Below are 25,543 nucleotides of genomic sequence, written 5' to 3' on the forward strand. Positions count from 1 at the left end.
AGTACTGTTTTTTAGAGTTAAGTATTCAAAAAATCAGTGAGTTATTATTCTCTAAAAATAACTTTTATTTTTGAGGTTGAGAAATTTTCAGTGTTTAGTAATTTATCTGAATGTCCTAACTGACCAATAGTGGGAACGTTATTCATAAAGTATTGTACATAATAATTTCCTTCATATTTTTTGTTTTCAAGGTACTGGATCATTTTTAAAAAACGACTTTCAGAAATAAGTGCTGAATGAAGCGTAGTCCTGACTTCAAACGGAATGGAGGAATTCATTAAAAGTTTCAGACTTTCTTCAAATTCAGCAAATACATTGGATTGTGTAATAGATTTAAAACTTGTTGGCAGCGATTTAAAATCTAAAGCGACATAATCCATTAAATTTTTCTCAATTAATTGTTTTAAAACCTTTGGTTTTGAGCCATTGGTATCTATTTTTACCAAAAATCCCAAGGCTTTTATTTTTTCGATAAAAGGAATAATACTTTTATGAATGGTGCATTCGCCTCCGCTAAGGACTACGCCGTCTAATAATCCTGTTCTTGTTTTCAGAAAATCGAGTACACTTTTAAAATCCTGTCGGCCTTTTCCTAAAACTATATCTGGATTATAACAATACAAACACCGCATATTACAGCCCGCAAACCACACTATGCAGGCTGCTCTATCCGGGTAGTCTAATAAAGTAAAAGGTGTTATGCTGTAAACAGCTTTATTAGACTGAAATTTCTTTAAAATGTGTTCGCTGCTGGTGTTCGCCTTTTTTTCCAATGTTAAAACTTTCTACAGGCCTGTGATAGCCCATTACTCTTGTATATACTAAACATTTGCTTCTTTTAGCATTTTGCTTTTCGGGAATTTCATGAGACTGTGTTTTCATATAGTAGCGTTTGTTGGTTATTTTCATTTAAAATTATTTCATCGCATTTTGGGCAGTATTCATGTTCACCGTTTAGATAACCATGAATAGGGCAGATGCTGAAAACCGGCGTTACGGTTATATAAGGCAGTTTAAAATTGGTCAGTACTTTTTTAACGAAGTTTTTACAAGCTGCAGGACTGCTTATTTTTTCTCTCATATAAAGATGCAGAACCGTACCGCCGGTATATTTACACTGTAGCGCATCCTGAAGCAGCAACGCTTCAAAAGGATCATCAGTATGGTCAACCGGAATTTGAGAACTGTTTGTGTAATAAATATTTTCACCACAGCCGGCCTGTAATATATCAGGGAAACGCTTTTTATCTTCTTTTGCAAAACGATATGTTGTTCCTTCTGCCGGAGTAGCTTCCAGATTGTATAAGTTTCCGGTTTCAGACTGAAATTCTTTCATTCGGTCGCGGATATAATCTAAAATTTCTGAAGCAAAATGAATTCCTGAACTGGTTGTAATATCTTGTTTTCCATCAGTAAAATTTAGTACCATTTCATTCATTCCGTTTACGCCAATTGTAGAAAAGTGATTTCTAAAATGTGATAGATAGCGTTGTGTATATGGATACAAACCTCGGTCATACATTTTTTGAATAAACATTCTTTTTTTCTCCAAAGTCGATTTGGCAATTTTAAGAAGATCATCTAAATGATGAAACAGATTAATAATGTTTCCTTTATACAGATATCCTAAACGTGCCATATTTATGGTCACAACGCCAATGCTTCCGGTCATTTCTGCACTTCCAAAAAGACCATTTCCCCGTTTTAATAATTCGCGGAGATCAAGCTGTAAACGGCAGCACATACTGCGCACAGCATTTGGTTTATAAGCGTCTGGATTTTCAATTCTGTTTCCGTTATCGTCCAGAATATACTGGCTTCCCATAAAATTCTGGAAGTAAGATGAACCAACTTTGGCCGTATTTTCAAACAATAAATCGACGTTTTCTCCTTCCCAGTCAAAATCTTCTGTAATATTTACTGTTGGAATAGGGAAGGTAAAAGGCTGACCGTTTGTATCGCCTTCTGTCATGATGGTGTAATAAGCCTTGTTTATGAGGTTCATTTCATTTTGAAAATCACCATATTTCAAATCCGTTAATTTGTTAACACCTCTTTTTTTGGCTTTATAAACTAACTCCGGATCGTTTGAATAAAGAAATAAATGTTCGTCATTTCTTGTTGGAATTTGTTCTTTTAAATCAGCAGGAGCAACCCAGTCCAGCGTTACATTGGTAAAAGGCGATTGTCCCCATCTGGCCGGAACATTTAAATTGTACACAAAACTGCGAATGCCTTTTAAAACCTGATCATACGAAAGCTGATCTTTAAATACATAAGGAGCTAAATAGGTATCAAAAGAACTAAATGCCTGAGCGCCGGCCCATTCGCTTTGTAGAATTCCAAGAAAGTTTGCCATTTGTCCCAATGCTTCTCTAAAATGCGAAGGAGGTCTGCTTTCAACACGTCCGCGAACGCCGTTAAATCCTTCATTTAAAAGCACACGAAGACTCCATCCGGCACAATATCCCGTTAGGCAGTCAAGATCATGAATATGAATATCGCCGTTTCTGTGTGCTGCGCCTTCTTCTTTAGTATAAATTTTATCGAGCCAGTAATTGGCAATTATTTTTCCGGCTGTATTGCTTACTAAACCAGCGTTGGAATACGAAGTATTGGCATTTGCATTAATTCGCCAGTCAGACTGGTTAATGTATTCTTCGACTGTTTGTGTGCTGTCTACATAAGTAGTATCGTCGTTAAGGCCATTAATATGTTCTCTCTGAAGTTTACGGGTATGGCGATAGATAATAAACGAGCGCATGGTTTTGAAATAACCATTTTCAAAAAGCACCCGTTCTATTATATCCTGAATTTCTTCTACAGGCCACGAATATTTAGATTCGAGTCCGGTAAGAACAATTTTTAGGACTTTTTTATCCATCGGCAGATTAACACTTTTAAAAGCTTTTTGAATGGCATCCTGAATTTTATAGGCTTCAAAAGGTTTGTATTCTCCGTTTCGTTTGATCACATATTTTTCCATGATAATATAATTTAAGGCACTTGCTCAAAGTTTTTTTCAAGCATAATTGCTTTTGGAAACAGTATGTTGTTTTCCATGTGTATATGTTTGTGCAGGTTTATTTCGAAATCTTCCAGCATTGCAAAAGCGGCTTTAAAAGTATTGCAGGCTTCTGTATGCGGAATATAATTATTGGTTAATGCGGCAATTTTTCTAAAACGCTGTCCTTCCAGATTATGTTCTTCTTTCATCATGATTACCTGATTTTCGATGCTTCCAAACGGAGTTGTTTCTAATGAAAAACCTTTGCTTTGTGCTCTTTTCATTTGTATGATGAAAGGAAAAAGTACACGTTCTTCTTTTTCCATGTGTTCTTCAAGATCTAAAGAAGAAGCTTTGAAAATCTTAAATATTTCGAATAATTCAGGAAAATTTTCGCCGTGAACATTGCATAATTTGTGCAGGTATTCTAAAAGTATCGGTGTTTTTTCTTTTATGTAGCGATGATGCGTTTTTATAATATAATCTGTTAACAAATCCAAAGGCCATGATTTATAATCAAATGATTGGTTGGCGGCCTGAGTTTTTGCTTCTTCCAGTTTTTCTATTAAAACGGCTTCCTGAATATCTCTTTTTCTGCATACTTCTTCAATAGTACGATGCCCTTTACAGCAAAAATCGATGTTGTATTTGGTAAAAATGGCCGCTGTTCTAAAATCATTTGCTGCGATCTCGCCAATTGTGGTTTTACTGGTTATTTTCATAATGATAGTGTTGGTTATGTTTAATTTAAAGACAAAATATATGGGGACTTTCTTTTTTTGCAGTGTTTAATAATGATTAAAGCCACTGTAAGCATATTTGAAAATTCGATAAACGGAATCGTGATTTCCTGATTGTGTATGAGTGTTTCAGCAGCATTTTTTATCAATTTTATTTTATGAATGGCATAATCAGTATTGCGTTCTTCACTGGAATAAAAATTCGTAATAAGGGCTTGTATCTCTTTTTTTAAAATTAAAAAGGCAACATAATCTGTTTTGATTTCTTTGTTTGGGAATTTTGGAATCAGCACTTTTGAGGAAAACTGATATAATTCGATTGTTTTATCGATATTCTCAGATGCCTGATGGGCAAATACCAAAGCCTCGAGAAGCGAATTAGAAGCCAGACGGTTTTTTCCATGCAGTCCGGTTCGGGCACATTCGCCTACAGCATATAGGTTTGGAATTGCCGTGGCGCTGTTTCTATCTACTTTAATGCCTCCGCATTGATAATGTGCCGCGGGTACAACAGGAATCAAATCTTTTTCAGGAAATAAGCCAAGTTCGTTACAATGCGAGGTAATGGCCGGGAATTTTTTATAGAAAGCTTTCATGTCTAAATGCCTGCAGTCGAGATATACATGTTTTTTTTGAGTTTCATGCATTTCTTTGTGAATGGCGTGTGAAACAATATCGCGTGTAGCCAGTTCTCCTCTTGAATCGTATTTAAATAAAAACCTTTTTTGATCTTCGTTTACTACATAAGCTCCAAAACCCCTAACGGCTTCTGAAATTAAAAATAACTGACTTTTTTTTCCTGTGTATAAAGCCGTTGGATGAAATTGAATGTACTGCATATCTTCAATTTCTACTCCGGCGCGGGCTGCAATAGCGATTCCATCTCCGGTTGCAATTTCAGGATTTGTAGTATTTTCAAAAAGATTGCCGCATCCGCCGGTGCTAAGAATTATAGATCTGCAGCGGATATACTTTATTTTATTTTCGTTTTTATCATAAAAAAATGCACCTGTACAATGAGTTTCATTTTCTTTCTTTTCCGTATTAAGATCTATAACCTGATAATTTTCAAATAATCGTATGTTAGGTAATTCGGTTATTATATTCAGGAGTTTTTTTTCTATTTCCAGCCCGGAACGATCTTTATGATGCAGAATTCGATGCTGCGAATGTCCGCCTTCTAAACCCAAATCCCATTGTCCGTTTTGGTTTTTATCAAACGAAGTTCCAATTTCCAGTAATTCCTTAAGTCTTTCCGGAGCCTGCTCTACAACCATTTTTACGATTTCTTCATCACATTGTCCGCCGCCGGATTTTAAAGTATCTTGTATATGCTGTTCAAAACTATCCTGCAATAAATTAGTCACCACTGCAATACCGCCTTGGGCAAGCTGTGTACTCGTATTTTTTGCCATTTTTTTTGTCATAATCACAATCGATAAATCTGGACGTTTTTTTGCTGTTTTCATGGCAAAAAATAATCCTGAAATACCAGAACCTACTATAAGGATGTCTGTTTTAAGCATGGTTTGTTTATTTAGTTTATGACAATTCAAGCATTCTTTGAATGGGTTTAAGCGCTTCCATTCGCAAAGACTCATTTACTATAATTTCAGGACTTTCGTTTTTAAGGCACCAATACAATTTTTCGAGCGTATTTACTTTCATAAATGCACATTCGCTGCAGGCACAGCTGTTATCTTCTGTGGAAGGAGCCGGAATCAGCGTTTTATCAGGTACCGCTTTTGAAAGCTCATGCAGGATACCGGCTTCTGTAGCCACAATGTAAACGGCAGCAGGATCCGTTTTAATAAAGTTAATAATGCCGGAAGTCGAGCCAATGTAATGTGCTGCTTTTAAAATATGGCTTTCAGATTCCGGGTGTGCCGCGATCTTAGCGGTTGGATTTTTATTGTAAATTTCGATTAGTTTTTCCATCGAAAAAGCTTCGTGAACCACGCAGGAACCATCCCAGAGAACCAATTCACGCTGGGTTTGTTTTTGAAGATAGTTACCTAAATTTTTATCGGGAGCAAAAATGATTTCTTTATCAGAAGGAATCGAATTAATAATTTTTTTTGCATTTGATGAAGTGCAGACTAAATCGCTCATGGCTTTTATTTCGGCAGAGCAGTTAATGTAGGTAACGACTACATGGTCTGGATATTTTTCTTTGAAAATTTTAAAATCTTTGGGATCACAGCCGTCTGCAAGCGAGCATCCGGCATTTAAATCCGGAAGAATTACCTTTTTATCCGGATTAAGTATTTTGGCTGTTTCTGCCATAAAATGAACTCCGGCAAAAACAATAATATCAGCATTTGTATTTTGTGCTTTTTTTGATAATTCAAGACTGTCTCCAATGAAATCTGCAATTTCCTGAATTTCCTCATTTTGATAATAATGAGCCAGAATTACAGCATTTTTTTCTTGTTTTAAGCGGATGATTTCGGGTATCAAAAATGATTTGTCCATTTTTTTGAGTCTTGTTTTTCCTAACCGTTAAGTATTAATTACTTTGTTGAGGAAGTTTGTGGTTTTATTAAAATTTGTTTTTGAAATGTATTAATACATTCATTTGATAGGGTAAATATAGTATCATCAAATTTTTCAAATTATGATTCCAGTCATACTATTTTATGTTTATTTTTTTATTGTTTAATTAAAAGTCTTTAAATCAATGTTTTCTAATTGAAGCTGAAAGTGAGATTAATAAAAACATTTCTGCCCATTCTTGGAATTTTGTTCCAGTCTGAAAATGTCGTGTAATATTTATCGAAAATATTCTCGACTCCGGTTTGTATTTGCGCAGTATTTTGGTTCCATTTAAAATTATATCCGGCATTGATATTAAAAATTAAATAATCTGGTGTTTTGGTTTGTCCGTAAGTTTTAGCAAAATCGTTTTGAGCCAGATTGCCAAGTACCAGAATTCCGGCATTGAATTTTTCTTTTTTAAAATCGATTCCGGCATTGTAACGAAACGGACTTATAAATGGAAGGTTATTTCCTTCGTTATCTTCGCCAAGACTGTAAACGAGCTGGCTTTTTAACTGCCAGTTTTCTGCAATGGAATAATCAAAATTAAAATCAGTATTAAATATAACGGCATGCGGCATTGCGTCGTAAACTTTTATTCCAGAAGCGCCAATTGTCATAGGCAGAGCCTCAGGATCAATTTTACCAATGATATAATCTGAAATATGGAAGTAGGAAGCACTTATTTTAGCATGAAGTCGATTTGTTTTAAAACCTAAAAAAGCATTACCTTCCAGAGCTTTTTCGTTCTTTAAATTTGGGTTTCCTATGTAATCGTAAAAGTCGCTGCTGTTGTACAAATAAAATCCGTATCCTTCTGAAACCGACGGAGCTCTTTCGGCGTAAGCCAAACCAAAACCATATTCCAGTTTTCCATTGTTTTTACTGTAATTTCCTGAAAAACTTTTTAAGAATCGGTTTTTTGAAGATTCCATTTCGGGATAAAAAATGCGGAGACTCTGTAATCCAAAATCATTAGCGACGGTGTTAGAATGAAATCCCAGATTTGTACTTATTCGTATAATGCTTTCGCGTGTAATTTTGATATTATCTTCAAGCGATAATCCGTTGTAAAAAGTTCTAACATCAGGCCAGGTGTACATGAACATCAAATTTTCTGCGGGATCTTTTGGATACATCGTCATTTCGGCAATTGATTTATTGTAAAAAGAATTTAAATCAGCCAGAAATTCATGGTTTTCATATTTTCCTTTCATTTTAGAATAAACCCCATATGTATCAGACCAGCCGGGCATATCCATGTGTATAGGAACAAAAGGTCTTTTGGTATCATCCATTTTATGCGTAATGGTGTTGAAATATGCTTTTGTTTCCCAATTAGAAATCCAGCCGGAATCTGGCATGTATTTATAACTCAGCGACAAGATTTTGGCTTCTGCCAATGAAACATCCATAGGAAGTGCCGGATAACCCACATTAGTCGCTTTATCATAAATTACTGCTGCTTCGAGCAGATTTTTGATATTGATAAAGTAACCCGCAGTGCCTGAAATATTGTACTTTGTAAATTGAGAAAAACTGATTTCTTTTCCATTGCCGGCTTTATAATTTTCGGCATCACGATGCATAAAATCAATATGACTGTAGAATTTATGATCATTATAGCCAAATGATCCGCCTATGATTTTCTGCTGATTATTAGTTTCATATCCTGAACTTAAACCGCCGTTCCAGCCGTTTTGTTTCTGGCTGTATACATTTCTCTTTAAATCGAGAGAACCGCCAATTGCTGCGCCGTGACAGCTTGCCTGCTGACCGGAGGTAACATTGGCTTCAGATAAGTTTGAAACTTCTACATAAGATGTTACAGGATCCATTTTATCTGTACAGGCACCAAAAATCCGCATTCCGTCAATTGTAATAACAGTGCGTTCTGTCGACATATTATTAATCATGGGTTCCCAGGCATAGGCACCACGTTTTATCATGTTTATTTTAGATGATTTTTGAAGATAATCTTCTACAGATGTAAGCGATTTTGACTGTTTTTGGTTTAAAGCTGCTTTTTTACCAATGACAATTATTTCATTTAGTTTTACTGTTTCTATACTATCCGTTTGTTTTTCCTGTGCCCAGCATATTGTTGAAATTGCAGTTAAGATAACTGCGATTGTATTTTTCATTTTAAGATACTTTAAAAGAAAGAGACAATTGTTTTTGCCTCTTTCTTGTTATTAGAAGTCTTTAGAATTCGATTTCAAAATAGAGACTGCTTGCCGGATTTTCTGTTGTTACTGCTTCTCCTTTTAGAACTTCATTTTCAGGATTTAAAAGCTGAAGATTAATTTTCCAGTAACCCGTCATGGTTAAAGAAAGTCTGCCTTTGTAAAAACCGTTTGTTTCAGACTGAACTAAATCGACATTGTTTGGTGATCCGTGATTTCCCATACTTGGCATTCTGGGATCTATTTTTACCTTAAAATTATTTACAACCGGAAATGTCATCATATCCTGCATTTTGTAAATCCCAATTGTCATATCGTTTTGGGCCACTTTTGGAGTTTCTGGTTCTATGTACGCCATTACATAACGAACACCATCTGATCCTGTAAATGAGGTTACAGTTTGTTTTTTTGAAGCCGAAACTTTGATTTTGTCTTTTGCTGTATACAAAATATTGTTAATGGTATAGTTTACAGTTAGTTCCCAATATTCAGTTTCGTTTTGTGCCATTTGAAAAATTATATCACCGGTATATAAAGTCTGCTTATCTAAAACTTTAGTTATATCAGATTTTGGACATGAGTGCTGCATCATGGTCATGTGCATAATAGGCGTCCAGTCTATTTGAGCATCTTTAATGTAAGTGCCGTCTTTTTTGTCTTTAATTCTTAACGTAATATGATTATAACCCTGAACGAGACTGTCTTTTTTAGCATACACTTCGATTGTGTGGCTGTCATTTGATATTTCCTGGACTTTTTTGAGTCCGATTGTTTCATCTGCCGGAATTTGGGGAGTGTTATCATCATCAGATGAGCAGGAAAAAGTGATAATTGCAAGTAATAATAATGCTGTGTATTTTAAGATTTTCATGTGATAGTAATTTAAGTATGGGTAATATTGTATCTGCCAAATTGCTTTAGAAGAAATAAAGTGTATTAAAAACTAACAGTTGAAAATAGGCGGACGAAATACAAAAACAGTATCTAAATGAGAATATAGATTTTGATATTCTAAATGTATTTTTTGAATGTGTTTATTGTCTTTATCAAAACTAAAAACCGGAAGACTTACAATAAACAATATAACCGTTTCTGTCGTTTCAGTTTTCTTTTCGTTTGAGGACGGAATATCATTTTTATAAGCTTTTGCCAATTCTTTTTTTAAATGACACTTTCCATTGCACTCTAATTCTGGTTTGTTTTTGTTTTCACATAATTCTGTTGCTATATAATGGTAATTCAGTACATAATCCAGAAATGGAAAAGCGGGTCTGAACATTAAAGCAAAAAAGAATATGTAAACACAAAATTTCATACTTGTATTTTGAGACTGCGAAGGTATCATGAACATTTTTCGAAGAGTATGATTATAGTCATATTTTAAGAAAAACAGGTTTTAGAATTTTGATGAAGTTTACTGAATTGAAAAACGGTAAAGAAAAAATTATTTTAAGCAGGGCTTTAATTTTGGTACTGTTTATTATTGCTTAAAAAATTAATATTTAAAAAGTGTATGAAAACCGACATTAGAAATAAGGAGGATATTAAAATATTGGTAGATGCTTTTTATCAAAAAATTAAAACGGATGAGATTATAGGCTATTTGTTTAATGAGGTGGCTCTTGTAAATTGGGAAAAACATCTCCCGATTATGTATGACTTTTGGGATAATATTCTTTTTCATACCGGAAATTTTGACGGAAATCCAATGATGAAACACCGAATGCTGGATGAAAAAAGTACTTTAACCGAAGCACATTTTTTGCATTGGACTAAGTTGTGGAAAAAAACGGTAGATGATTTTTTTGAAGGGGAAAAAGCAGATGAGGTAAAAATCAGAGCAAAAAATATTGCCAAAGCTATGATGAATAAAGTAATTAACTAAAAGAAAACGGGAACTTCTATGGTTCCCGTTTTTCGTTTGAATGTTATTAAGTTTGAATTAATAATTTTCTTTTAACCTTTGCAAAGAAATAAAAAGCTTTTTTTTAGAAATATGATTTGAATCATAGTTTGTTATCTTTTAAAATTGTCAAGAATTGATATTAGTAAAATAACTTGTGATCGATAATTTCAATTTTTTTATTCTTATTCATGAGTGAAATGGTTCTGATAACGGTTTCTACACGTAAACCCGTAAAATCTGCAATTTCCTGTCTTGTATACGGAATTTTCATTTTTTGTGACGGTTTGCTGTTGTGTTGTCGTTTGAGGTTATCAAGAAAATACTGAATTCGATATTCTGGTTTATGGTTGATAATATTTTTTGAGAAGACAATTTTATTATAAATTTTCCATGCAAATAATTTTAAAACTTTTGACTGGATTTCTGGATTCTCTTCCAGAAATGAAAAGAAATTTACTTTAGAGAGTTTTAAAATAACACAATCTGTTTGTGCAATAGCCGAAGCAGGGTAGGGCTGACCAATAAATAATGGCGGTTCTCCAAAACTGTTTCCTTCGTTAAAGACGCCAATTGTTAGATCCTTGCCATCTTCATTTGTGTAACTCATTTTTACAGTGCCTTCTAAAATTTGAAAAAAAGAAAGAGGCGGATCATTTTCATAAAAGATAATAGCATTTTTAGGCACTTTTTTAGCTACAGCACCCCAAGTATAAAGTAAATCAGTATCAATATGCATTTTGTCAACAATTACTTCAAATGCGTTGGATTATAAAATGGTAAACCCAATGCTTTATTCTTTTAACTTGGACAAAGAAATGAAATCATAAAAAATAAAAATATGATAAATGTTAGGTTTTAGGATAAACAAAAAAAGCTATTCATAAAGTATGAATAGCTTTTTGGTATAGATAGTAAGAAGTACTAACGTATTGCGAATCTTAGTTTTATACCATAAGATACTAATCTCATGTTTCTTGCAAAACCAGAATCGAAAGCGCTGTTGTATTGTAATTCTACAGGAACATCAGCATTGTACTGAATCAGATTTTTGTTCTCTTTTTTATCATAGATATCATTAAGACCATAATCTAAATAGGTACCAATATAAATAGAATTTCTATTTCCTAATTCTTGTTTTAAACCGGTTTCAAAAGTTGCAGAATATGAAACTTTTGTATCAAGGTCTTTTTCTGGTGTTTTTAGATCATTAACATTGGCGAAACCAGCAAAAGCGGGACTAAATAATTCTACATTATATTGTGGGTAATAACCGCTTGTAGTACTGTTTCCAATTGTTGACTGATAGGTGCCGCTTGAAGCAAAACCTATTTTAGCTCCGGCAGAAACATATAGTTTTGATGTGCCCGGAGTTTCAAATTGAATGTTGATAGGAACATTAATGTAAGTCAGTTTTTGTTCTTCTCTTAAATTAGTAAGTCGGTATCTAAATTGAAAAGCTTCGTTTTCCGGATCAACAGTATTGTACTGCCCGAATATGTAACTAAATTTAGAGTCAGAAGTATAAGTTTGGTATTCAACACCAACACCTAAACTCAAGCCTTCATTTAAATAGTATGCATAGCGAAGTCCTGCGTTGATACCATTTCCGGGAACATATTCTCCTCCTGTAGATTTTATAAACGAAAACGGACCGCCCAATGAAATAGAAAACTCTTGTTTTTTATCCTGACCATAACTATTTGATGCTGCAAAAAATGCAGCAATAATGGCGAGTGATTTTATATATTTTTTCATCTTATATTTTATTATGCCGGCACTATTTTTAGACAGTGCCGGCAGGTTTATCTATTTTACAATTACTTTGAAAGATTTTTTTGCATTTGGAGTTTCAAGAACTACCATAAGTATATTACTTTCAATTGTTTGAGGTAATTGTATCTCAGTTATTACTGATGATGATTGAACAGTTTTAATCAATTGACCTGAAACAGAGTAAACATTGATCTGCATTTTCTCTAATTCTTCCTGAGGGAAATCAGCTTCAACAGTAATCGCTTTTCCAGTTTGTACCGGGTTTGGATAAAGTTTAGCCTGGAATGAGTTACTAAGCGTGATTTTAGATGCACATGTTTGAAGTACTTTACCATCTTTAGTAGTCATTTTTACACTGTAATCTGCGGTTGGGTCTAAAGTTGTGCTTAAACTTTCGCTTACAGAATAGTATTGACCAGTTCCAATTAATTGACCATTTTTAAACCATTGGTAAGCCACAAATTCGTAACCTCCGTTTGTAGCAGGATTGTTATTTACAAGAAGTACGTTGTTAAATTTCTGACGAACGATATCAAAGAATCCAAAAGGTTTTTCTACTGTGATTGAGTAAACTGCAGATAAACTTCCATCTTCTGACGTAACGGTTACATTTTGATTATAAATTCCAGGTTTTGGAGTTTGAATCGTAAAGTTTGCCGATGGAGTAATAACAGCGTTTGATTCATTTACTAAAGAAACATTCGGGTTATTCTCTGAACATGTCATTACATAATTGATTGTTTTTCCAGGATTTTCAAAAACTTGTGTTCCTAAAATAATTCTCTTAATATCAATATTGTTGTTTAAGATTATTAACAATTGTGAAACATCCGGAGCAGGAAGATAGTTAGCATCTCCGGCTTGGTGTGCCGTGATTGTTACTTCTCCTGATCTTAGCATAGTTACTACACCAGCAGCTGTAACATTAGCAGGAGCCAAAGCTGAAATGTAACTAAATGTGTAACTTACTGGTAAGTTTGAACTTGATGTTGCAGTTAAATTGAAAGTATTGTTTGCTCCAAGTGTTTTAACTGGAAGCGTATTAAATGTAATTAACTGCGGTGCTTTATTGATAACAAGATTTGCAGTAAGAACTACAGGAGCACAGTTTGAAGAACTCGCGCTTGGAGTTATTGTTGCTGTTACGCTATAAGTTCCTGCATTTACAGATGTGTTATTAGCAGAGTAAGAAACCGTTGCTCCTGCCGGAAGATTTGCAACCTGTAATGGATGCGCATTTCCGTCGTAAGTAACCTGTGCATCGCTGAAAGTTACTGCATTAAGCGGAGAAGCTAATACTTCTACCGTTTGAGTTTGAGTAGAAATATTTCCGTTTCCATCATTATAGCTCCATGTAATAGTATATGATCCCGGAGTATTGTATGTTAAAGGATCTGTAGTAGTTCCGTTTATTGTTCCTACACAATTGTCTACAGCAGTTGGAACAGCAATTTCAGATGCTAAAACAGCACAATAGTTTGTAATTGTTGGAAGTACTGCCACAGTAGGAACTGGTGCAGTTACATCTGGAGTTGTAATAATAGTTACAACTTGTGTTGTAAAACATCCGTTTGCATCTGTAATAGTTGCTGTATAATTTCCAGGAACCAATCCTGTTGCTGTAGCAGCTGTTCCTCCAGATGGAGCCCATGAGTAAGTATAAGAACCCGCTCCGCCTGCAGCAGTTACAGTTGCAGTTCCGTCAGCAGCACCACTACAAGAAACATCTGTTTTTGATGAAGTTGCTGTAAGAAGAATAGGCTGTGTAATTGTTACAGTTTCTGTAGCTGTACATGCGTTTGCATCGGTTACGGTTACCGTATAAGTTCCCGCACTTAATCCAGAAGCTGTAGCGGCTGTTCCTCCAGAAGGAGCCCATGAGTAAGAATAAGCTCCTGTTCCTCCAGTTACGGTTACAGTTGCGCTTCCGTTGCTTCCTCCATTACAAGAAACATTAGTTTGAGATGCTGTTATTGCAATTGCATCTGGCTGCGTAATTGTAAAACTTTGTGTTTGTGTACACAAATTAGCATCAGTTACAGTTACAGTATAAGTTCCCGCAGCTAATCCAGTTGCTGTAGCAGCAGTTCCTCCAGACGGAGCCCATGAATAAGTATAATTACTTGTACCTCCTGTAACATTTACAGTTGCAGAACCATTTGCTCCTCCATTACAAGAAACATTCGTTTGTGAAGGTGTTAATGTTAGTGCAGTTGGTTCGTTGATCGTGAAATTTTTCACAATAGAACATCCGTTTCCGGCAGTAATCGTTACAGAATAATTTCCTGCAGCTAATCCGGTTGCTGTGTCAGCAGTTCCTCCAGATGGAGCCCAAACATATGTAAATGGCCCTACAGCACCAGAAGGTACAACAGAAGCAGAGCCTGTGCTTGTTCCATTACATAATACATCAGTTTGTGATGTTGCCGCAACTAATGTATTTGTAGTGGCAATAGTGAAATTTTTAGTTATGGTACATCCATTAGCGTCTGTTATAACTACAGAATAGTTTCCGGCAGTTAATCCCGTTGCAGTTTGTGCTGTCTGTCCGTTTGACCAAAGGTAAGAATATGGAGTTGTACCTCCTGCTGGAATAACTCCAGCATCTCCTGATGTACTACAAGTAGCGTTTGTTTGACTTGTAGTTGCTGTTAAAGCTGGCGGCTGAACAATAGTAAAAATTTTAGTAATTGAACATGAGTTAGCATCAGTAATAGTTACAGTATAAGTTCCTACCGGAAGACCTGATGCAGTAGAAGCAGTCCCTCCAAATGGAGCCCATGAGTAAGTATAATTAGCAGTTCCTCCAGATGCAGTTACTGTAGCACTACCAGTTGAACCTCCATTACACAAAACATTGGTTTGTGATTGTGTCGCAGTAAGAGTTGTTGGCTGTGTAATAGTAAAACTTTGTGTAGTCATACATGCATTAGCATCTGTAACAGTTACTGTATAAGTTCCTGCAACTAATCCGCTGGCAGTAGCAGCGGTTCCTCCACTAGGAGCCCATGAGTATGTATATCCTGGAGTTCCTCCTGTAACACTTACGGTTGCTGTACCATTTGCTCCTCCATTACAAGAAACGTTAGTTTGTGAACCAATACTTGCTACCAGAGCAGATGGTTGTGTAATAGTAAAATTTTGTGTAGTTGTACATGCGTTAGCATCAGTAACAGTTACTGTGTAAGTTCCTGCAGCTAATCCTGTTGCCGTAGCAGTAGTTTGTCCAGAAGGAGCCCAAGAATAAGTTCTTGTACCTGTTCCTCCGGTTACATTTACTGTTGCTGTACCATTTGCTCCTCCATTACAACTAACATTAGTTACAGCTCCAGGAGTTGCAGTAAGTACAGCAGCTGGCTGTGTTATAGTAAAGTTTTGAGTTTTTTGACATAAGTTTTCATCAGTAACTGTTACGGTATAGGTTCCGGCAGCAAGTCCTGTTGCTGTAGCAGCAGTTCCTCCAGATGGAGCCCATGAATATGTATAGTTTCCAACTCCTCCTGTTACGTTTACTGTAGCAGATCCTGTTGATTCTCCGAAACAAGCAATATTTGTTATTGCTCCTTGTGATAATGTTAATGCAGAAGCAGGCTCTGTGATTGTAAATGATTGTGTTGTTTGACAAGCATTAGCATCTGTAATAGTTACTGTATAAGTCCCTGCTGTAAGACCTGTTGCAGTAGCAGCGGTACCTCCAGCTGGTGCCCATGAGTAAGTATAAGCACCTGTTCCTCCTGCAGCTGTAACACTTGCAGATCCGGTTGGACTGCCGTAACAAAGAATATCGGTTTGAGATGATGATGCAACAGTTAATGGAGCAGTTGGTTGTCCAACAGTAGCTGTTGCAGTAGTCTGACAGGCATTAGCATCTGTAATTGTTACTGTATAAGTTCCTGGCGCAAGTCCTGTGGCAGTAGCCGCAGTTCCTCCACTCGGAGCCCATGAATATGTATATCCTGGAGTTCCTCCTGTTGGATTCGCAGTAGCAGTTCCATTACTTCCTCCAAAACAAGATACATCAGTTTTAGAAGCTGTTGCTGATAAAAGTGTAGGTTGTGCTATAGTAAAGCTTCTGGTTGCCTGACATGCATTGGCATCTGTAATTGTTACTGTATAAGTTCCAACACTTAGTCCGGTTGCAGTAGCACCAGTTCCTCCAGATGGTGCCCATGAATAAGTATAACCTCCAGCAGCTCCTGTTACAATTACAGTAGCTGTACCATTTGCTCCTCCGTTACAGCTCACATCCGTTTTTGATGTTATAATATTAAATGCCGATGGTTGTGTAATGGTGGTACTTCTTGTTATTTGTGTTCCTTCACCATCAATAACGGTTACAGTATACACTCCAACAGAAAGTCCTGTTGCAGTTGCGTTTGTTCCTCCGGATGGTGACCATGAATATGTATATGGGATTGCCCCTCCAGTAGGAACCACAGTAGCTGTACCATTTCCTCCTCCATTACAGCTTACATCTGTTTTAGAAATCGTACCGCCTAATGCTGCCCCAGTAGTAAGAGTTAGTTCAGAACCATATGTAGTTGCAGTGGTATTTTTAGCGTATGCTCTGTAATATATTAAAGATGCGGGAGTAAGGCCTGTTACGGTACCGATGAAAGTACCAGAACCAGTTCCAATTTGAAATTTATTATTTGCAGTAGTTGGATTTGGCGTTAAAGCCCATACAATACCCCTTTCTACAGCTGTGTCGCCACCATCATCAGTCACAACACCGCCAATTGTAGCACTTACAGATTTAACGTTTGTTGCGGCAGTAGTAGTTACAACTGGAGGCGAACCTAAAAATGGAGCCGCAGATGGCATGCTAATAGTAGTTCCGGATTTAGTCCAGTTTGCAGAATTCATTATAGAAGCGCGGATATTGGCTATAGTATTAACCTGGGCACCGCTGGCAATATTAAATTTAGCGGCAACAGGTGTACCTGTACCTCCAGGGCCAGTAAAAAAAGCATTTGTTCCTCCTGTAAGTCCGGGAGGAAGTTTAGAGCCGTTTGTTCCATTGGCACATGCAGCTGAATCCCAGGCAGCAGTGGTTGTACCGTCAGGACAATTATAGTAATGAAGCCCTGCAATTAAAACAACACCGCCATCTGTAACTGATCCGGAGCCGCCCTGAAATGCAATAATTTGATCTCCTACAGTTGATAATGAAAGCCCTTGTGTCATAGCGGGATCGCTTACAGTAATACTTCCATTTGCTGTTGAGCTATTTGTAACAGGATTATAGACTGATGCAGTTAATCCGGTTATTATTATCTCTGCTCCGGGAGAAATGGCATTTGCCACAGTCCATGTAATGGTTCCCTCTGAGCCGCTTCCAGTACCAGCCTGCCATGTACCAGTAGAAAAATACCCCCTGTCTGTAAAACGGATAACAGTATTAGCAGGAATTGTAACAAGAGCTACAAACGAAAATGAATCACCAGTGGTGATTGTCGCATCATATCCGGTGAAGAGAATATCTCCAGCGTTTAAGTTCTGGGAGTTACCTACGTAACTCTGCAAAAATATCCCTAAAAACAAGGCGATATTTAAGGTTTTTTTAATTTGAGAGTAGAAATGTTTCATAATAAAATAGTTAAATTATAAAGTGGCAAATTGCTCGCCGTTTTTTATACCGAAAGCGAGCAATTTATGCCCACTCATAAATCCTTCTTCCGTATAAACAGTATTAATTCGGAGTTGTGTATTATTATAACATTGTATAATTAAGCCATTACTTTCGTTGATTTCCAAAATGGTTCCCGGAGGTTTTGTATAATCATTACTTGTGTTGGTTTGAGAAACTTCAAGAATGCGTATGTTTAATCCATTCCATTGAGTATAAGCTCCTTTATTCCATGGATTGCAGGCATTTACCAGAGCCTGAATAGATTTGGAATCCTGATGTTCCCATTGAATGGAGACATCTGTAATGGTAGGCTTTTTATAATAACTCGCCAGTTTCTCGTCCTGTACTGAGCCTTTATCATTATTATGTAATAGAGTGAAGAGCTCAGGTAAAATATAGGAAGCCAGATATGATAAATTAGTACACAGCATTCCGTATGTTAGATCTGAATGCAGAGGCAGTGTTTTTTTTAGAATCACTCTTCCTTTATCTATATCTTTTTCAACTGCGTGAACAGAAATTCCTGTTTCGCTTTTTTGTTTTCTAATAGATTCAAAAACAGGATCTGCACCACGCATTTCAGGCAGTAATCCATAATGGAAATTGTAAAACGTGTTAGGATTTTCTTCAATAATTTCTTCAGGAATTTTCCATGGAAAAGTCATTGTGAAAATATTTTTAAGATTTGGTGTTTTAACAATTTCCTCTAATTGGATTTTGAGTTTTGCTTTCTCAATCCATATTAAACGAATACCAGTTTTAGCTGCAAAAACAGAACAAAAAGCTTTAACATCTTCATTGTCTGATGGAACACCTATTGTATGAAGTCGGCCAAGGCTGTGCAAAGTTTGAATAGCTGGGAAAGCCAGTCGGTTATTGCATAAAACCACTATGTCACGTATCGGATTCATGATTCTAAGCAGGCGTAAGAGTTAAACCAGGAATTTGTAGTTTCATTTTGAATCGCAAGAATGTGATAATGCAGCCGTTCGCGTTCTTCTTTAATATTATCAGCAGCAACAATATTTTCTAATTGACAGTTTCCTGTTTCTTCATTTTTTGTTACGGTTGCATAATAAACAGGAGCTTCAGATGATCTTGTATTCGGATTCATATACACTTCTCCCCTTGGAGAATTAATTGCAATACCATCTAATGATAGACCGTTTAATGCCTCAATAAATAAAGCAGCCTCCCATCCTAATAAAGAAAAAATATTGGCTTTTTGTTCTTTAATGTTTTTCATTGTTGAGACAAAATCTTCATTCTCTTTATTCGAAGTATTAGCTGACCATGGAATTGCACAGCTCCAGTTATAACCGGGATAAGGTATTTTATTCATCCAGAATTCTTCGGCAGTAAAACCGCTACCGTAAGTTTTACGAGAAGCAATATTTTTTAGTTTCGCCGATTCTCTAAAGAAATCCTCTGCCATATCGCCGCAAAATGAAGTGACAATAGAAACATCTTCATTTTGTTCAAGAAATTCTTCTAATGGCTGAAGGCTGAAGTCTGCACGTTGTAAAGAAGTAACATGATTATAGCTGATCATTCCTCCATTATCTGCAATTGCTGTAGAAATAGAATAAGGAGATTTGTATCCTGCATCATAAAATGAACAGGTAAATGCAAAATTATTTTGCCCTTCTTCTGCAGCTTTACGAACAATAGCTCGAGAGCATAAAGTTCCTTCTAAAGAAATAAAATAGACATTTGATAATTTTTTATCAAAGTTCTGAAAATGATAGCCGCTGTCTAAAACGATTAGTAATTTATCAGAGCTTTCAAAAAGAGGCTGTATAAATTCAGCAGTTATAGGATTTATATAAGCAATTATAACGTCTGTTTCATTTAAAAGCAGTTGTTCGCAGCATTCATGAATTTCTTTGTTGTTGCCGCCAACTCCTATACTGGCAGTTACAATTTCATGTTTTTCATCAATGCCTTTTTTCTTCAGGGCAGATTTAAATCCGTCCACAATATCAAATGACATTGAAGGATAAATAACAGATCGGGTTAGTAGTAAAGCTATTTTCATAAAATTTTATAAACTGTTTTTAAATAAAACAACCCATTATTTTTTATAATGGGCTGCTATTTTTAGTTTCTAGAAGGGTAGATTCCTTGAATACAGATAATGTAATTCATCCCTAAAGATGGCTGTTGTATTGACATTGGCTGGGTGTTACCAGCTGGCGCTACTGTAATTGCCGGCATTATAGGTTTCAAAGCACCATCAGCCGCAGCATTAGAATAAAGGCCGTCTAAAGAAGCCAGATTAGTATTTGCAGGAGCTCCAGTATTACCAACATCTGCTACAACTTTCAGTGAAAATGTACCATTGGCAACATGTGTATGTGCCGGAATATTTGAAATCAGGGCAGTAGTGGTATTGCTACCTAATACTGCTCCTACAGGAAATTGTGTGATACCCGAAGCTACACCTGTTCCAGCAGGGATTCTTCCTCTAAAATCAGGTAAAGCAAAATTAGTCGTTCCGTTACCTCCATATGTAGTCCCTAGCAGACTGAATAGAGCTTGGTTTGTTGATATTGCTAGTATTTGCCCATAGCATAATGCCCATGTTTTTGGTGCAAAATTGGCGGCAAATAATCGAATTTCTGACATTGTTCCTTCCATAATTTTTTTGTTTAGTTTCTGCTTGGAAAAATTCCAGATACACAAATTATATAGTTAGTACTTAGATAAGGCTGTACAATATTAAAAGGAATACTGCTTCCTGTACTTGAAATTGCTACTGTTGCGGCTTCTGGTTTAAGATTGTTATCAGCAGCAAATGTGCTGTATGCATCTGCAAGACCTGCGAGAATATTACCAGTTGGAGATCCCGTATTTCCAGCTCCTTTTAAAACAGGTATTGTAATAGTTCCAGCTGTTGATAAGTGTACATGCGATGGCATTTGGTTAATTGTCATTGTAGTATTTTCAGTACCTATAACCTGACCTAGAACTACCGCAGGTAATCCTGGTCCTTGTCCTGTTCCTACAGGAACACGCCCTCTAAGATCTGGTAAATTGAATGTATTTACTCCATCTCCGCCATATGTGGTGCCAATTAATGCATATAAAGCATCATTATTGGCAATGCTTAATTGTGCTCCGTTACAGAACTGCCAGCCTGCTGGCGGAAAGTTACCGGCGAATATGCGTACTTCAGATAAATATCCTTCCATATTTATTTTTTTTTAGATTTGACTTAAACTTGAGGTGTGTTATGAACGAGCAGGAAAATTGCCATACAAACAAATAATGTAGTTTATACCGATTGTAGGCTGCATTATAGAAATTGGATTTCCTGGACCGCCGGCCGGAGACAGAGTAACTGAAAAAGATACTTGTTTCATACTATCTTCTCCTGCCAGAGTACTGTACATATTGGGTTTTGCTGCTAATGCATTTCCGTCTGGAGTATTAGTATTTCCATCATCTCCATACGATGGTACAGTAACGGTTGCAGTAGCACCGTGTGTGTGTGCTGGAAGATTTTGGGTAGTTAAAGCAATCGTGTTTGCTCCACCAGTCTCACCAATTACATAATCTGATGTTCCTGGTCCTGTTCCCGGACCAATTATAACACGTCCTGCAAGATTTGGCAGGGCAAAGTTAGTGGTGCCGTTACCTCCATAAGTAGTTCCGAGAATAGAGAATAAGGCCGTGTTGGATTGTATGGCAACGATCTGCCCATTACAAAAAGCCCAGTTCCTAGGTGCAAAATTCGCAGCGAATTGACGAATTTCTCCGATAGTTCCATCCATAGTTTAATAGGTTAATGTTAGTTATTTAGATTTTTTTAAATGGCTCGTGTCAGACTGGCTTACAATTAATAAATACTCTGACAGTTTTTTAGTACAATACTAAGGTACTGGATATAAATGTTTTAACGAACAGGTATTTTTACCTGTTTTTTGAAAAATATTGATAATGAATCTCTTGCAAGAATCATTCTGGAACTAAAATTAATCCGCTATGTGCTTAAAGGGAAAAGATATGTCACGAAAAAGGGATTTCATGTCATGAAATCCCTTTTTTGGTGTAGATAAAATTATCTACTGCTTTGCGACGCAGAAAATGATACAGAGAAGTATCCTGAAGTATATTTATATTTTTTTGTCCTGAATTTTTTCTTTTTTAAAGAGCTCAAAATCAATTAAATCATAATCTGGACAAGCGCCTTTTTGAGAAGTAATAAAAGCGCCTAATGCCGTGGCCTGATTCATAATTTCGACAGGATCTGCGCCAATAATTCTTTTAGATAAAAAACCGGCTAAAAAAGAATCACCGCTTCCTACTGTATCCTGAATAGTTACCGGAACTGCCGGCGCATCATATTTAGTATTACCATCATAATACAAAGCACCCTTACTTCCTTTACTTACCAAAACTTCTTTGATATCAAACTTATCCTGAATAAAGTGTACAGCATCATCTTCGCTAATATAATTTTTACCTAGAAATTCAAGAACAAGACGCAGTTCTGCTTTGTTCATTTTAACCAAGTCTGTTTTATGAAGTAATTCGTTTATGACCGGAATAGAGTAGTGGGGCGGACGAATATTGATATCAAAAACTTTAAATTGAGCTATTTCCAAAAGTTCAAAAAGTGTATTTCTGGAAGTTTCATTTCTTGTAATCAAACTTCCAAAAACAAAAGCAGATGCATTTTTTATTTTTTCGGTATAATCATTTCTAAATTCTATGAAATCCCAGGCAACAGGTTTTATAATATCATAATGAGCTTCGTTATGTTCGTCAATATGAGCAATAACAGTTCCTGTTGGATATTGAGTATCAATCTGGCTGTCTTCTGTCGAAATATTCCATTCTCTCAGTTGTTTCATAAGATCAGTTCCCAGTTTATCATTTCCCACACGACTTATCATGTGCGAATCAATTCCCATTCGCATCAGGTTATATGCTACATTAAAAGGTGCTCCTCCTGTGCGGGCACCTTCAGGAAAAATGTCCCAAAGTACTTCTCCATAACAATAAATTGATTTTGTCTTTTGTTCTTCTTTCATGGTATTTTTATTTCGATTAAACGTTTAAGCAAAGTGATAAATAAAAAATTAAGGAAGTCTTTTTTTAGAAGATATTCCTATATGAAGCTCAGCATGTAAAATTACATTTTGCAAAGGTGTTGTTTTAGTATTGATTTTTTTATGCAGCATTTGTACTGCGATAGTTCCAATGTTTAAAAGAGGCTGTTTAACAAACGTAAGCGGAATAGGAAAAAGTTCATAAGCTTCAGTTTCATCAAAAGCTGCAACAGCAATATCATTGGGAATATTTAAACCAAGCTGTGTTAATTTTTTAAGCCCTGAAACAGCAAGTTTATTACTGGTAAAAAAGACAGCGTCTGGTCTTTGAGATGTATTCAATGTAGTGTCAAGACCCTTGTAAATATCTCTGTCAATATAATCTTTATCGACCAGCAAAATTTGATTATCATTTATTTGCAACTGATGTTTTTTTAAACCGTTTACAAAACCCTGAGTTCTCTCCAGCAAATGCTGTAATTCTGTTTTATAGGCCACAAGAAGAATGTTTTTAAAACCTTCTTTAATAAGATGTTCCGTAACTTTCTGGCTTATATCATGATTATTAATCTGAATACTGTCTGCTTCAATTTCTGGTATATAACGGTCAATCAGAACAAATGGAATTTTTTGCTTTTGAAGTTTGAGCAGACATTTTTCGCTGTTTTCAACCGGAGCAATTATTAAACCATCAGCCTGACGATCTGCAAACATATTAATAAGAGCCTCAAATTTTTCGACATTTTCGTCAGAACTGCCTATTAGAAGAGTATAGCCCAATTGATTGGCCTCGTCTTCAATAATTCTGGCCAGCTGCGAAAAATATGGATTTGCAATATCTGCCACAACAAGACCAATTATATGAGTCCGTTGTGTTTTTAAGCTTTTGGCAATGTTATTTGGACGGTAATTTAATTCTTCTGCAGCTAGTTTTACTTTGTCGATTGTTTCCTGCGGAATACGGCTGTTTATCTTATTATTAAGTACATAAGATACTGAGGCGATAGATACGCCTGCCTTTAATGCCACATCTTTTATTGAAACTCTTTTCACCGTTTAACTTTTTCAGAAAAACAAATATAGTTAAGTTAAACGTTTAAGCAGGCAGTTGTTTTGAAATTTTATAAATAAAGTGAGTTAAAAATCAATAGCAGAGAATTTATTCAGAATGATCGTCTATGATATTTTTAACACTGCTAATAAAGGTTTCAGTGTTTTTTATTTCATTTTTAATGTAAATATCATAGTCAGTTAAATTAAACTGCTCAAGCATATCTTTTTTAAGATATTTAATCATCGATTCAATGCTGCGGGTGTCGTTGTCGTTTTGTCTTTTTAATTCACGTTGTTTACTTTCTAGGTAGGCTAAAGTTTTTTTTAATCTTTGAATACTTAATTTATCCACGCTGAATCTTTTTAAATTTATATAACTTCTCTGCTACATACGTTTAAAATGACAATTCAGTTTGTCATCTTTTCAAAAAAAAATTAAATGTTTAGTCAAATATAATTAACTATCTGTATAACCATCTGAAAAACAGCATTTATACAGATAGTGAAATTCTGTTATTTTTTGCTTTTTTTTCTTCCAAGCCAGATTAAAAGCCCGGTTACAGGCAGTGTTACGGCAAAAAGACAAACTAAAAAAGCAAGGATTTTAGTTGGATATCCGTAGATACTTCCGGTATGAATAGGATAAATCAAACGTCTTACTTTATCGCCGTCACTTAACTTTTCATAATGTCTGGCTTCTATAATTTTACCCGTATATTTATCAAAATAAGCAGTACTCGAAATGTTCGGAATCGATTCTTCTAAGTTTAGTTTAATAACCGTAATACTGTTTATAGTATCAGATGGAATTCTAATCTGTGTATCGCCTTTGTATGGAAAAACACTATCTGTTTTTGAAAATATATTTTGATAGAAATAAGTTTTGTCAAGTTGAGGATCAACTTTCGTTGGATTTTCAACTTTTGCCGAAGGCTTTTTTGTTGTGCCGTCTGCCAGCAGAAAAATACCGCTTTCAAACCATTTAAACGACCAGGTTAAACCTGTTAGTGAAATAATTAGAAGAACAAGAAAACTATAAAACCCAAAAACAGAATGAAAATCCCAATTCACTCTTTTAAACGATGCGTTCCATTTTACGGTTAATCGCTGCTTTAGATTTTTTATCTTTTTCGGCCACCATAAAATCAGCCCCGAAATCAGCATAAAAACAAAAATAAGACAGCTGCATCCTGTTATAAATTTTCCAACATCACCTAAAATTAAATGACGGTGTAAATCTAAAACAATAGAAAAAAATCTGCTTCTTTGAGGAATTTGTCCTAAAATTTTTCCCGTATAAGGGTCAATAGAAAATATCTGATTTTTTTTATCAGTATCGGCAGCAGTAATAGTTAAAGTTCTCTTAGGATCATTGTAAGTGTAGATTCGGTTAATTTTTTTAATCGAATATTGATCCTGTAAATTCTTAGTAATAAGATCAACAGGTATTTTTTTTGCGCCAATTTCCGAAACTTTATAGAACTCCGGATTTACAAATTCATCGATTTCATCTTCAAAAACCAAGATACTTCCGGTAAGGGCAACAATAAAAACAATTAGCCCGGACGCAAGTCCGAGCCAAAGGTGTAATAGGCCAATATTTTTTTTAAACGTTTTATTCATGTATATGTGGCAAAAATGTTTTCAAATA

General features: G+C 35.6%; 22 protein-coding genes. 1 reads left to right on the forward strand and 21 read right to left on the reverse strand.

Annotation, left to right across the window (positions count from 1 at the left end):
• Positions 1–44: 44 nt before the first annotated feature.
• The 9 genes from ABD859_RS23600 to ABD859_RS23640 all read right to left on the reverse strand — a co-directional run bounded on the left by ABD859_RS23600 (position 45) and on the right by ABD859_RS23640 (position 9,786).
• Entirely contained in the window at positions 45–773 is a 729-nt protein-coding gene (locus tag ABD859_RS23600) for an anaerobic ribonucleoside-triphosphate reductase activating protein (RefSeq protein ID WP_345147308.1), read from the reverse strand.
• Positions 718–909, reverse strand: coding sequence for an anaerobic ribonucleoside-triphosphate reductase (nrdD, locus tag ABD859_RS23605; RefSeq protein WP_345147309.1), 192 nt, complete (start codon positions 907–909; stop codon positions 718–720). The genes ABD859_RS23600 and nrdD overlap by 56 nt, the downstream gene beginning before the upstream one ends.
• Positions 863–2,986, reverse strand: coding sequence for a ribonucleoside triphosphate reductase (locus ABD859_RS23610; protein ID WP_345147310.1), 2,124 nt, complete (start codon positions 2,984–2,986; stop codon positions 863–865). The genes nrdD and ABD859_RS23610 overlap by 47 nt, the downstream gene beginning before the upstream one ends.
• 11 nt (positions 2,987–2,997) lie before the next feature.
• Positions 2,998–3,729, reverse strand: coding sequence for an iron-sulfur cluster repair di-iron protein (ric, locus tag ABD859_RS23615; protein ID WP_345147311.1), 732 nt, complete (start codon positions 3,727–3,729; stop codon positions 2,998–3,000).
• Positions 3,730–3,749: 20 nt separating this feature from the next.
• Positions 3,750–5,273: an L-aspartate oxidase gene (gene nadB, locus ABD859_RS23620; protein WP_345147312.1), complete on the reverse strand. Its 1,524-nt coding sequence runs from the start codon at positions 5,271–5,273 to the stop codon at positions 3,750–3,752.
• A 16-nt stretch (positions 5,274–5,289) separates the two neighbouring features.
• Positions 5,290–6,222 (reverse strand): quinolinate synthase NadA, encoded by a 933-nt coding sequence (nadA, locus tag ABD859_RS23625; RefSeq protein ID WP_345147313.1) that lies wholly within the window; start codon positions 6,220–6,222, stop codon positions 5,290–5,292.
• A gap of 212 nt (positions 6,223–6,434) precedes the next feature.
• Positions 6,435–8,429, reverse strand: coding sequence for a TonB-dependent receptor domain-containing protein (locus ABD859_RS23630; protein ID WP_345147314.1), 1,995 nt, complete (start codon positions 8,427–8,429; stop codon positions 6,435–6,437).
• 61 nt (positions 8,430–8,490) lie between these two features.
• Positions 8,491–9,342 carry a hypothetical protein gene (locus ABD859_RS23635; protein ID WP_345147315.1) on the reverse strand — a complete coding sequence of 284 codons (852 nt, stop codon included), beginning with the start codon at positions 9,340–9,342 and terminating at the stop codon, positions 8,491–8,493.
• 72 nt (positions 9,343–9,414) lie between these two features.
• Entirely contained in the window at positions 9,415–9,786 is a 372-nt protein-coding gene (locus tag ABD859_RS23640; protein WP_345147317.1) for a hypothetical protein, read from the reverse strand.
• 198 nt (positions 9,787–9,984) lie between these two features.
• On the opposite strand from ABD859_RS23640, the gene ABD859_RS23645 reads away from it, so the two are divergent.
• Entirely contained in the window at positions 9,985–10,356 is a 372-nt protein-coding gene (locus tag ABD859_RS23645; RefSeq protein WP_345147318.1) for a group III truncated hemoglobin, read from the forward strand.
• A 160-nt stretch (positions 10,357–10,516) separates the two neighbouring features.
• Here ABD859_RS23645 and ABD859_RS23650 read toward each other — a convergent pair whose 3' ends face one another.
• From ABD859_RS23650 to ABD859_RS23705, 12 genes are all read right to left on the reverse strand, one after another.
• Positions 10,517–11,113 carry a Crp/Fnr family transcriptional regulator gene (locus tag ABD859_RS23650; RefSeq protein ID WP_345147320.1) on the reverse strand — a complete coding sequence of 199 codons (597 nt, stop codon included), beginning with the start codon at positions 11,111–11,113 and terminating at the stop codon, positions 10,517–10,519.
• A gap of 185 nt (positions 11,114–11,298) precedes the next feature.
• Positions 11,299–12,132, reverse strand: coding sequence for a hypothetical protein (locus ABD859_RS23655; RefSeq protein WP_345147321.1), 834 nt, complete (start codon positions 12,130–12,132; stop codon positions 11,299–11,301).
• Positions 12,133–12,183: 51 nt separating this feature from the next.
• Positions 12,184–17,739 carry a T9SS type A sorting domain-containing protein gene (locus tag ABD859_RS23660; RefSeq protein WP_345147322.1) on the reverse strand — a complete coding sequence of 1,852 codons (5,556 nt, stop codon included), beginning with the start codon at positions 17,737–17,739 and terminating at the stop codon, positions 12,184–12,186.
• Positions 17,740–17,754: 15 nt separating this feature from the next.
• Positions 17,755–18,693, reverse strand: coding sequence for a formyltransferase family protein (locus tag ABD859_RS23665; protein WP_345147323.1), 939 nt, complete (start codon positions 18,691–18,693; stop codon positions 17,755–17,757).
• Positions 18,690–19,820, reverse strand: coding sequence for an ABC transporter substrate-binding protein (locus tag ABD859_RS23670; protein ID WP_345147324.1), 1,131 nt, complete (start codon positions 19,818–19,820; stop codon positions 18,690–18,692). The genes ABD859_RS23665 and ABD859_RS23670 overlap by 4 nt, the downstream gene beginning before the upstream one ends.
• 62 nt (positions 19,821–19,882) lie before the next feature.
• On the reverse strand, positions 19,883–20,422 hold the full coding sequence (locus tag ABD859_RS23675) for a phage tail protein (RefSeq protein ID WP_345147325.1): 540 nt from the start codon (positions 20,420–20,422) through the stop codon (positions 19,883–19,885).
• 11 nt (positions 20,423–20,433) lie between these two features.
• Positions 20,434–20,976 carry a phage tail protein gene (locus ABD859_RS23680; protein WP_345147326.1) on the reverse strand — a complete coding sequence of 181 codons (543 nt, stop codon included), beginning with the start codon at positions 20,974–20,976 and terminating at the stop codon, positions 20,434–20,436.
• 39 nt (positions 20,977–21,015) lie between these two features.
• Positions 21,016–21,558 (reverse strand): phage tail protein, encoded by a 543-nt coding sequence (locus tag ABD859_RS23685; protein WP_345147327.1) that lies wholly within the window; start codon positions 21,556–21,558, stop codon positions 21,016–21,018.
• A gap of 342 nt (positions 21,559–21,900) precedes the next feature.
• Positions 21,901–22,821, reverse strand: a complete 921-nt coding sequence (locus ABD859_RS23690; RefSeq protein WP_345147329.1) for a carbohydrate kinase family protein — start codon at positions 22,819–22,821, stop codon at positions 21,901–21,903.
• A gap of 48 nt (positions 22,822–22,869) precedes the next feature.
• On the reverse strand, positions 22,870–23,892 hold the full coding sequence (locus ABD859_RS23695; protein ID WP_345147330.1) for a LacI family DNA-binding transcriptional regulator: 1,023 nt from the start codon (positions 23,890–23,892) through the stop codon (positions 22,870–22,872).
• Between the two features lie 106 nt (positions 23,893–23,998).
• Positions 23,999–24,244, reverse strand: a complete 246-nt coding sequence (locus ABD859_RS23700; protein ID WP_345147331.1) for a hypothetical protein — start codon at positions 24,242–24,244, stop codon at positions 23,999–24,001.
• A gap of 161 nt (positions 24,245–24,405) precedes the next feature.
• The gene (locus tag ABD859_RS23705; protein WP_345147332.1) at positions 24,406–25,515 is read right to left on the reverse strand and encodes a PepSY-associated TM helix domain-containing protein; all 1,110 of its coding nucleotides are present in this window, start codon (positions 25,513–25,515) and stop codon (positions 24,406–24,408) included.
• Positions 25,516–25,543 lie beyond the last annotated feature (28 nt).

The organism is Flavobacterium ginsengiterrae, from assembly GCF_039539785.1.
GTDB lineage: Bacteria > Bacteroidota > Bacteroidia > Flavobacteriales > Flavobacteriaceae > Flavobacterium > Flavobacterium ginsengiterrae.

What these genes read in the sequence shown, in the direction of transcription:
- nrdD (WP_345147309.1), bottom strand. Translation starts at nt 909, where the DNA reads ATGAAAATAACCAACAAACGCTACTATATGAAAACACAGTCTCATGAA.
- ABD859_RS23610 (WP_345147310.1), bottom strand. Translation starts at nt 2,986, where the DNA reads ATGGAAAAATATGTGATCAAACGAAACGGAGAATACAAACCTTTTGAA.
- ric (WP_345147311.1), bottom strand. Translation starts at nt 3,729, where the DNA reads ATGAAAATAACCAGTAAAACCACAATTGGCGAGATCGCAGCAAATGAT.
- nadB (WP_345147312.1), bottom strand. Translation starts at nt 5,273, where the DNA reads ATGCTTAAAACAGACATCCTTATAGTAGGTTCTGGTATTTCAGGATTA.
- nadA (WP_345147313.1), bottom strand. Translation starts at nt 6,222, where the DNA reads ATGGACAAATCATTTTTGATACCCGAAATCATCCGCTTAAAACAAGAA.
- ABD859_RS23630 (WP_345147314.1), bottom strand. Translation starts at nt 8,429, where the DNA reads ATGAAAAATACAATCGCAGTTATCTTAACTGCAATTTCAACAATATGC.
- ABD859_RS23635 (WP_345147315.1), bottom strand. Translation starts at nt 9,342, where the DNA reads ATGAAAATCTTAAAATACACAGCATTATTATTACTTGCAATTATCACT.
- ABD859_RS23640 (WP_345147317.1), bottom strand. Translation starts at nt 9,786, where the DNA reads ATGAAATTTTGTGTTTACATATTCTTTTTTGCTTTAATGTTCAGACCC.
- ABD859_RS23645 (WP_345147318.1), top strand. Translation starts at nt 9,985, where the DNA reads ATGAAAACCGACATTAGAAATAAGGAGGATATTAAAATATTGGTAGAT.
- ABD859_RS23650 (WP_345147320.1), bottom strand. Translation starts at nt 11,113, where the DNA reads ATGCATATTGATACTGATTTACTTTATACTTGGGGTGCTGTAGCTAAA.
- ABD859_RS23655 (WP_345147321.1), bottom strand. Translation starts at nt 12,132, where the DNA reads ATGAAAAAATATATAAAATCACTCGCCATTATTGCTGCATTTTTTGCA.
- ABD859_RS23660 (WP_345147322.1), bottom strand. Translation starts at nt 17,739, where the DNA reads ATGAAACATTTCTACTCTCAAATTAAAAAAACCTTAAATATCGCCTTG.
- ABD859_RS23665 (WP_345147323.1), bottom strand. Translation starts at nt 18,693, where the DNA reads ATGAATCCGATACGTGACATAGTGGTTTTATGCAATAACCGACTGGCT.
- ABD859_RS23670 (WP_345147324.1), bottom strand. Translation starts at nt 19,820, where the DNA reads ATGAAAATAGCTTTACTACTAACCCGATCTGTTATTTATCCTTCAATG.
- ABD859_RS23675 (WP_345147325.1), bottom strand. Translation starts at nt 20,422, where the DNA reads ATGGAAGGAACAATGTCAGAAATTCGATTATTTGCCGCCAATTTTGCA.
- ABD859_RS23680 (WP_345147326.1), bottom strand. Translation starts at nt 20,976, where the DNA reads ATGGAAGGATATTTATCTGAAGTACGCATATTCGCCGGTAACTTTCCG.
- ABD859_RS23685 (WP_345147327.1), bottom strand. Translation starts at nt 21,558, where the DNA reads ATGGATGGAACTATCGGAGAAATTCGTCAATTCGCTGCGAATTTTGCA.
- ABD859_RS23690 (WP_345147329.1), bottom strand. Translation starts at nt 22,821, where the DNA reads ATGAAAGAAGAACAAAAGACAAAATCAATTTATTGTTATGGAGAAGTA.
- ABD859_RS23705 (WP_345147332.1), bottom strand. Translation starts at nt 25,515, where the DNA reads ATGAATAAAACGTTTAAAAAAAATATTGGCCTATTACACCTTTGGCTC.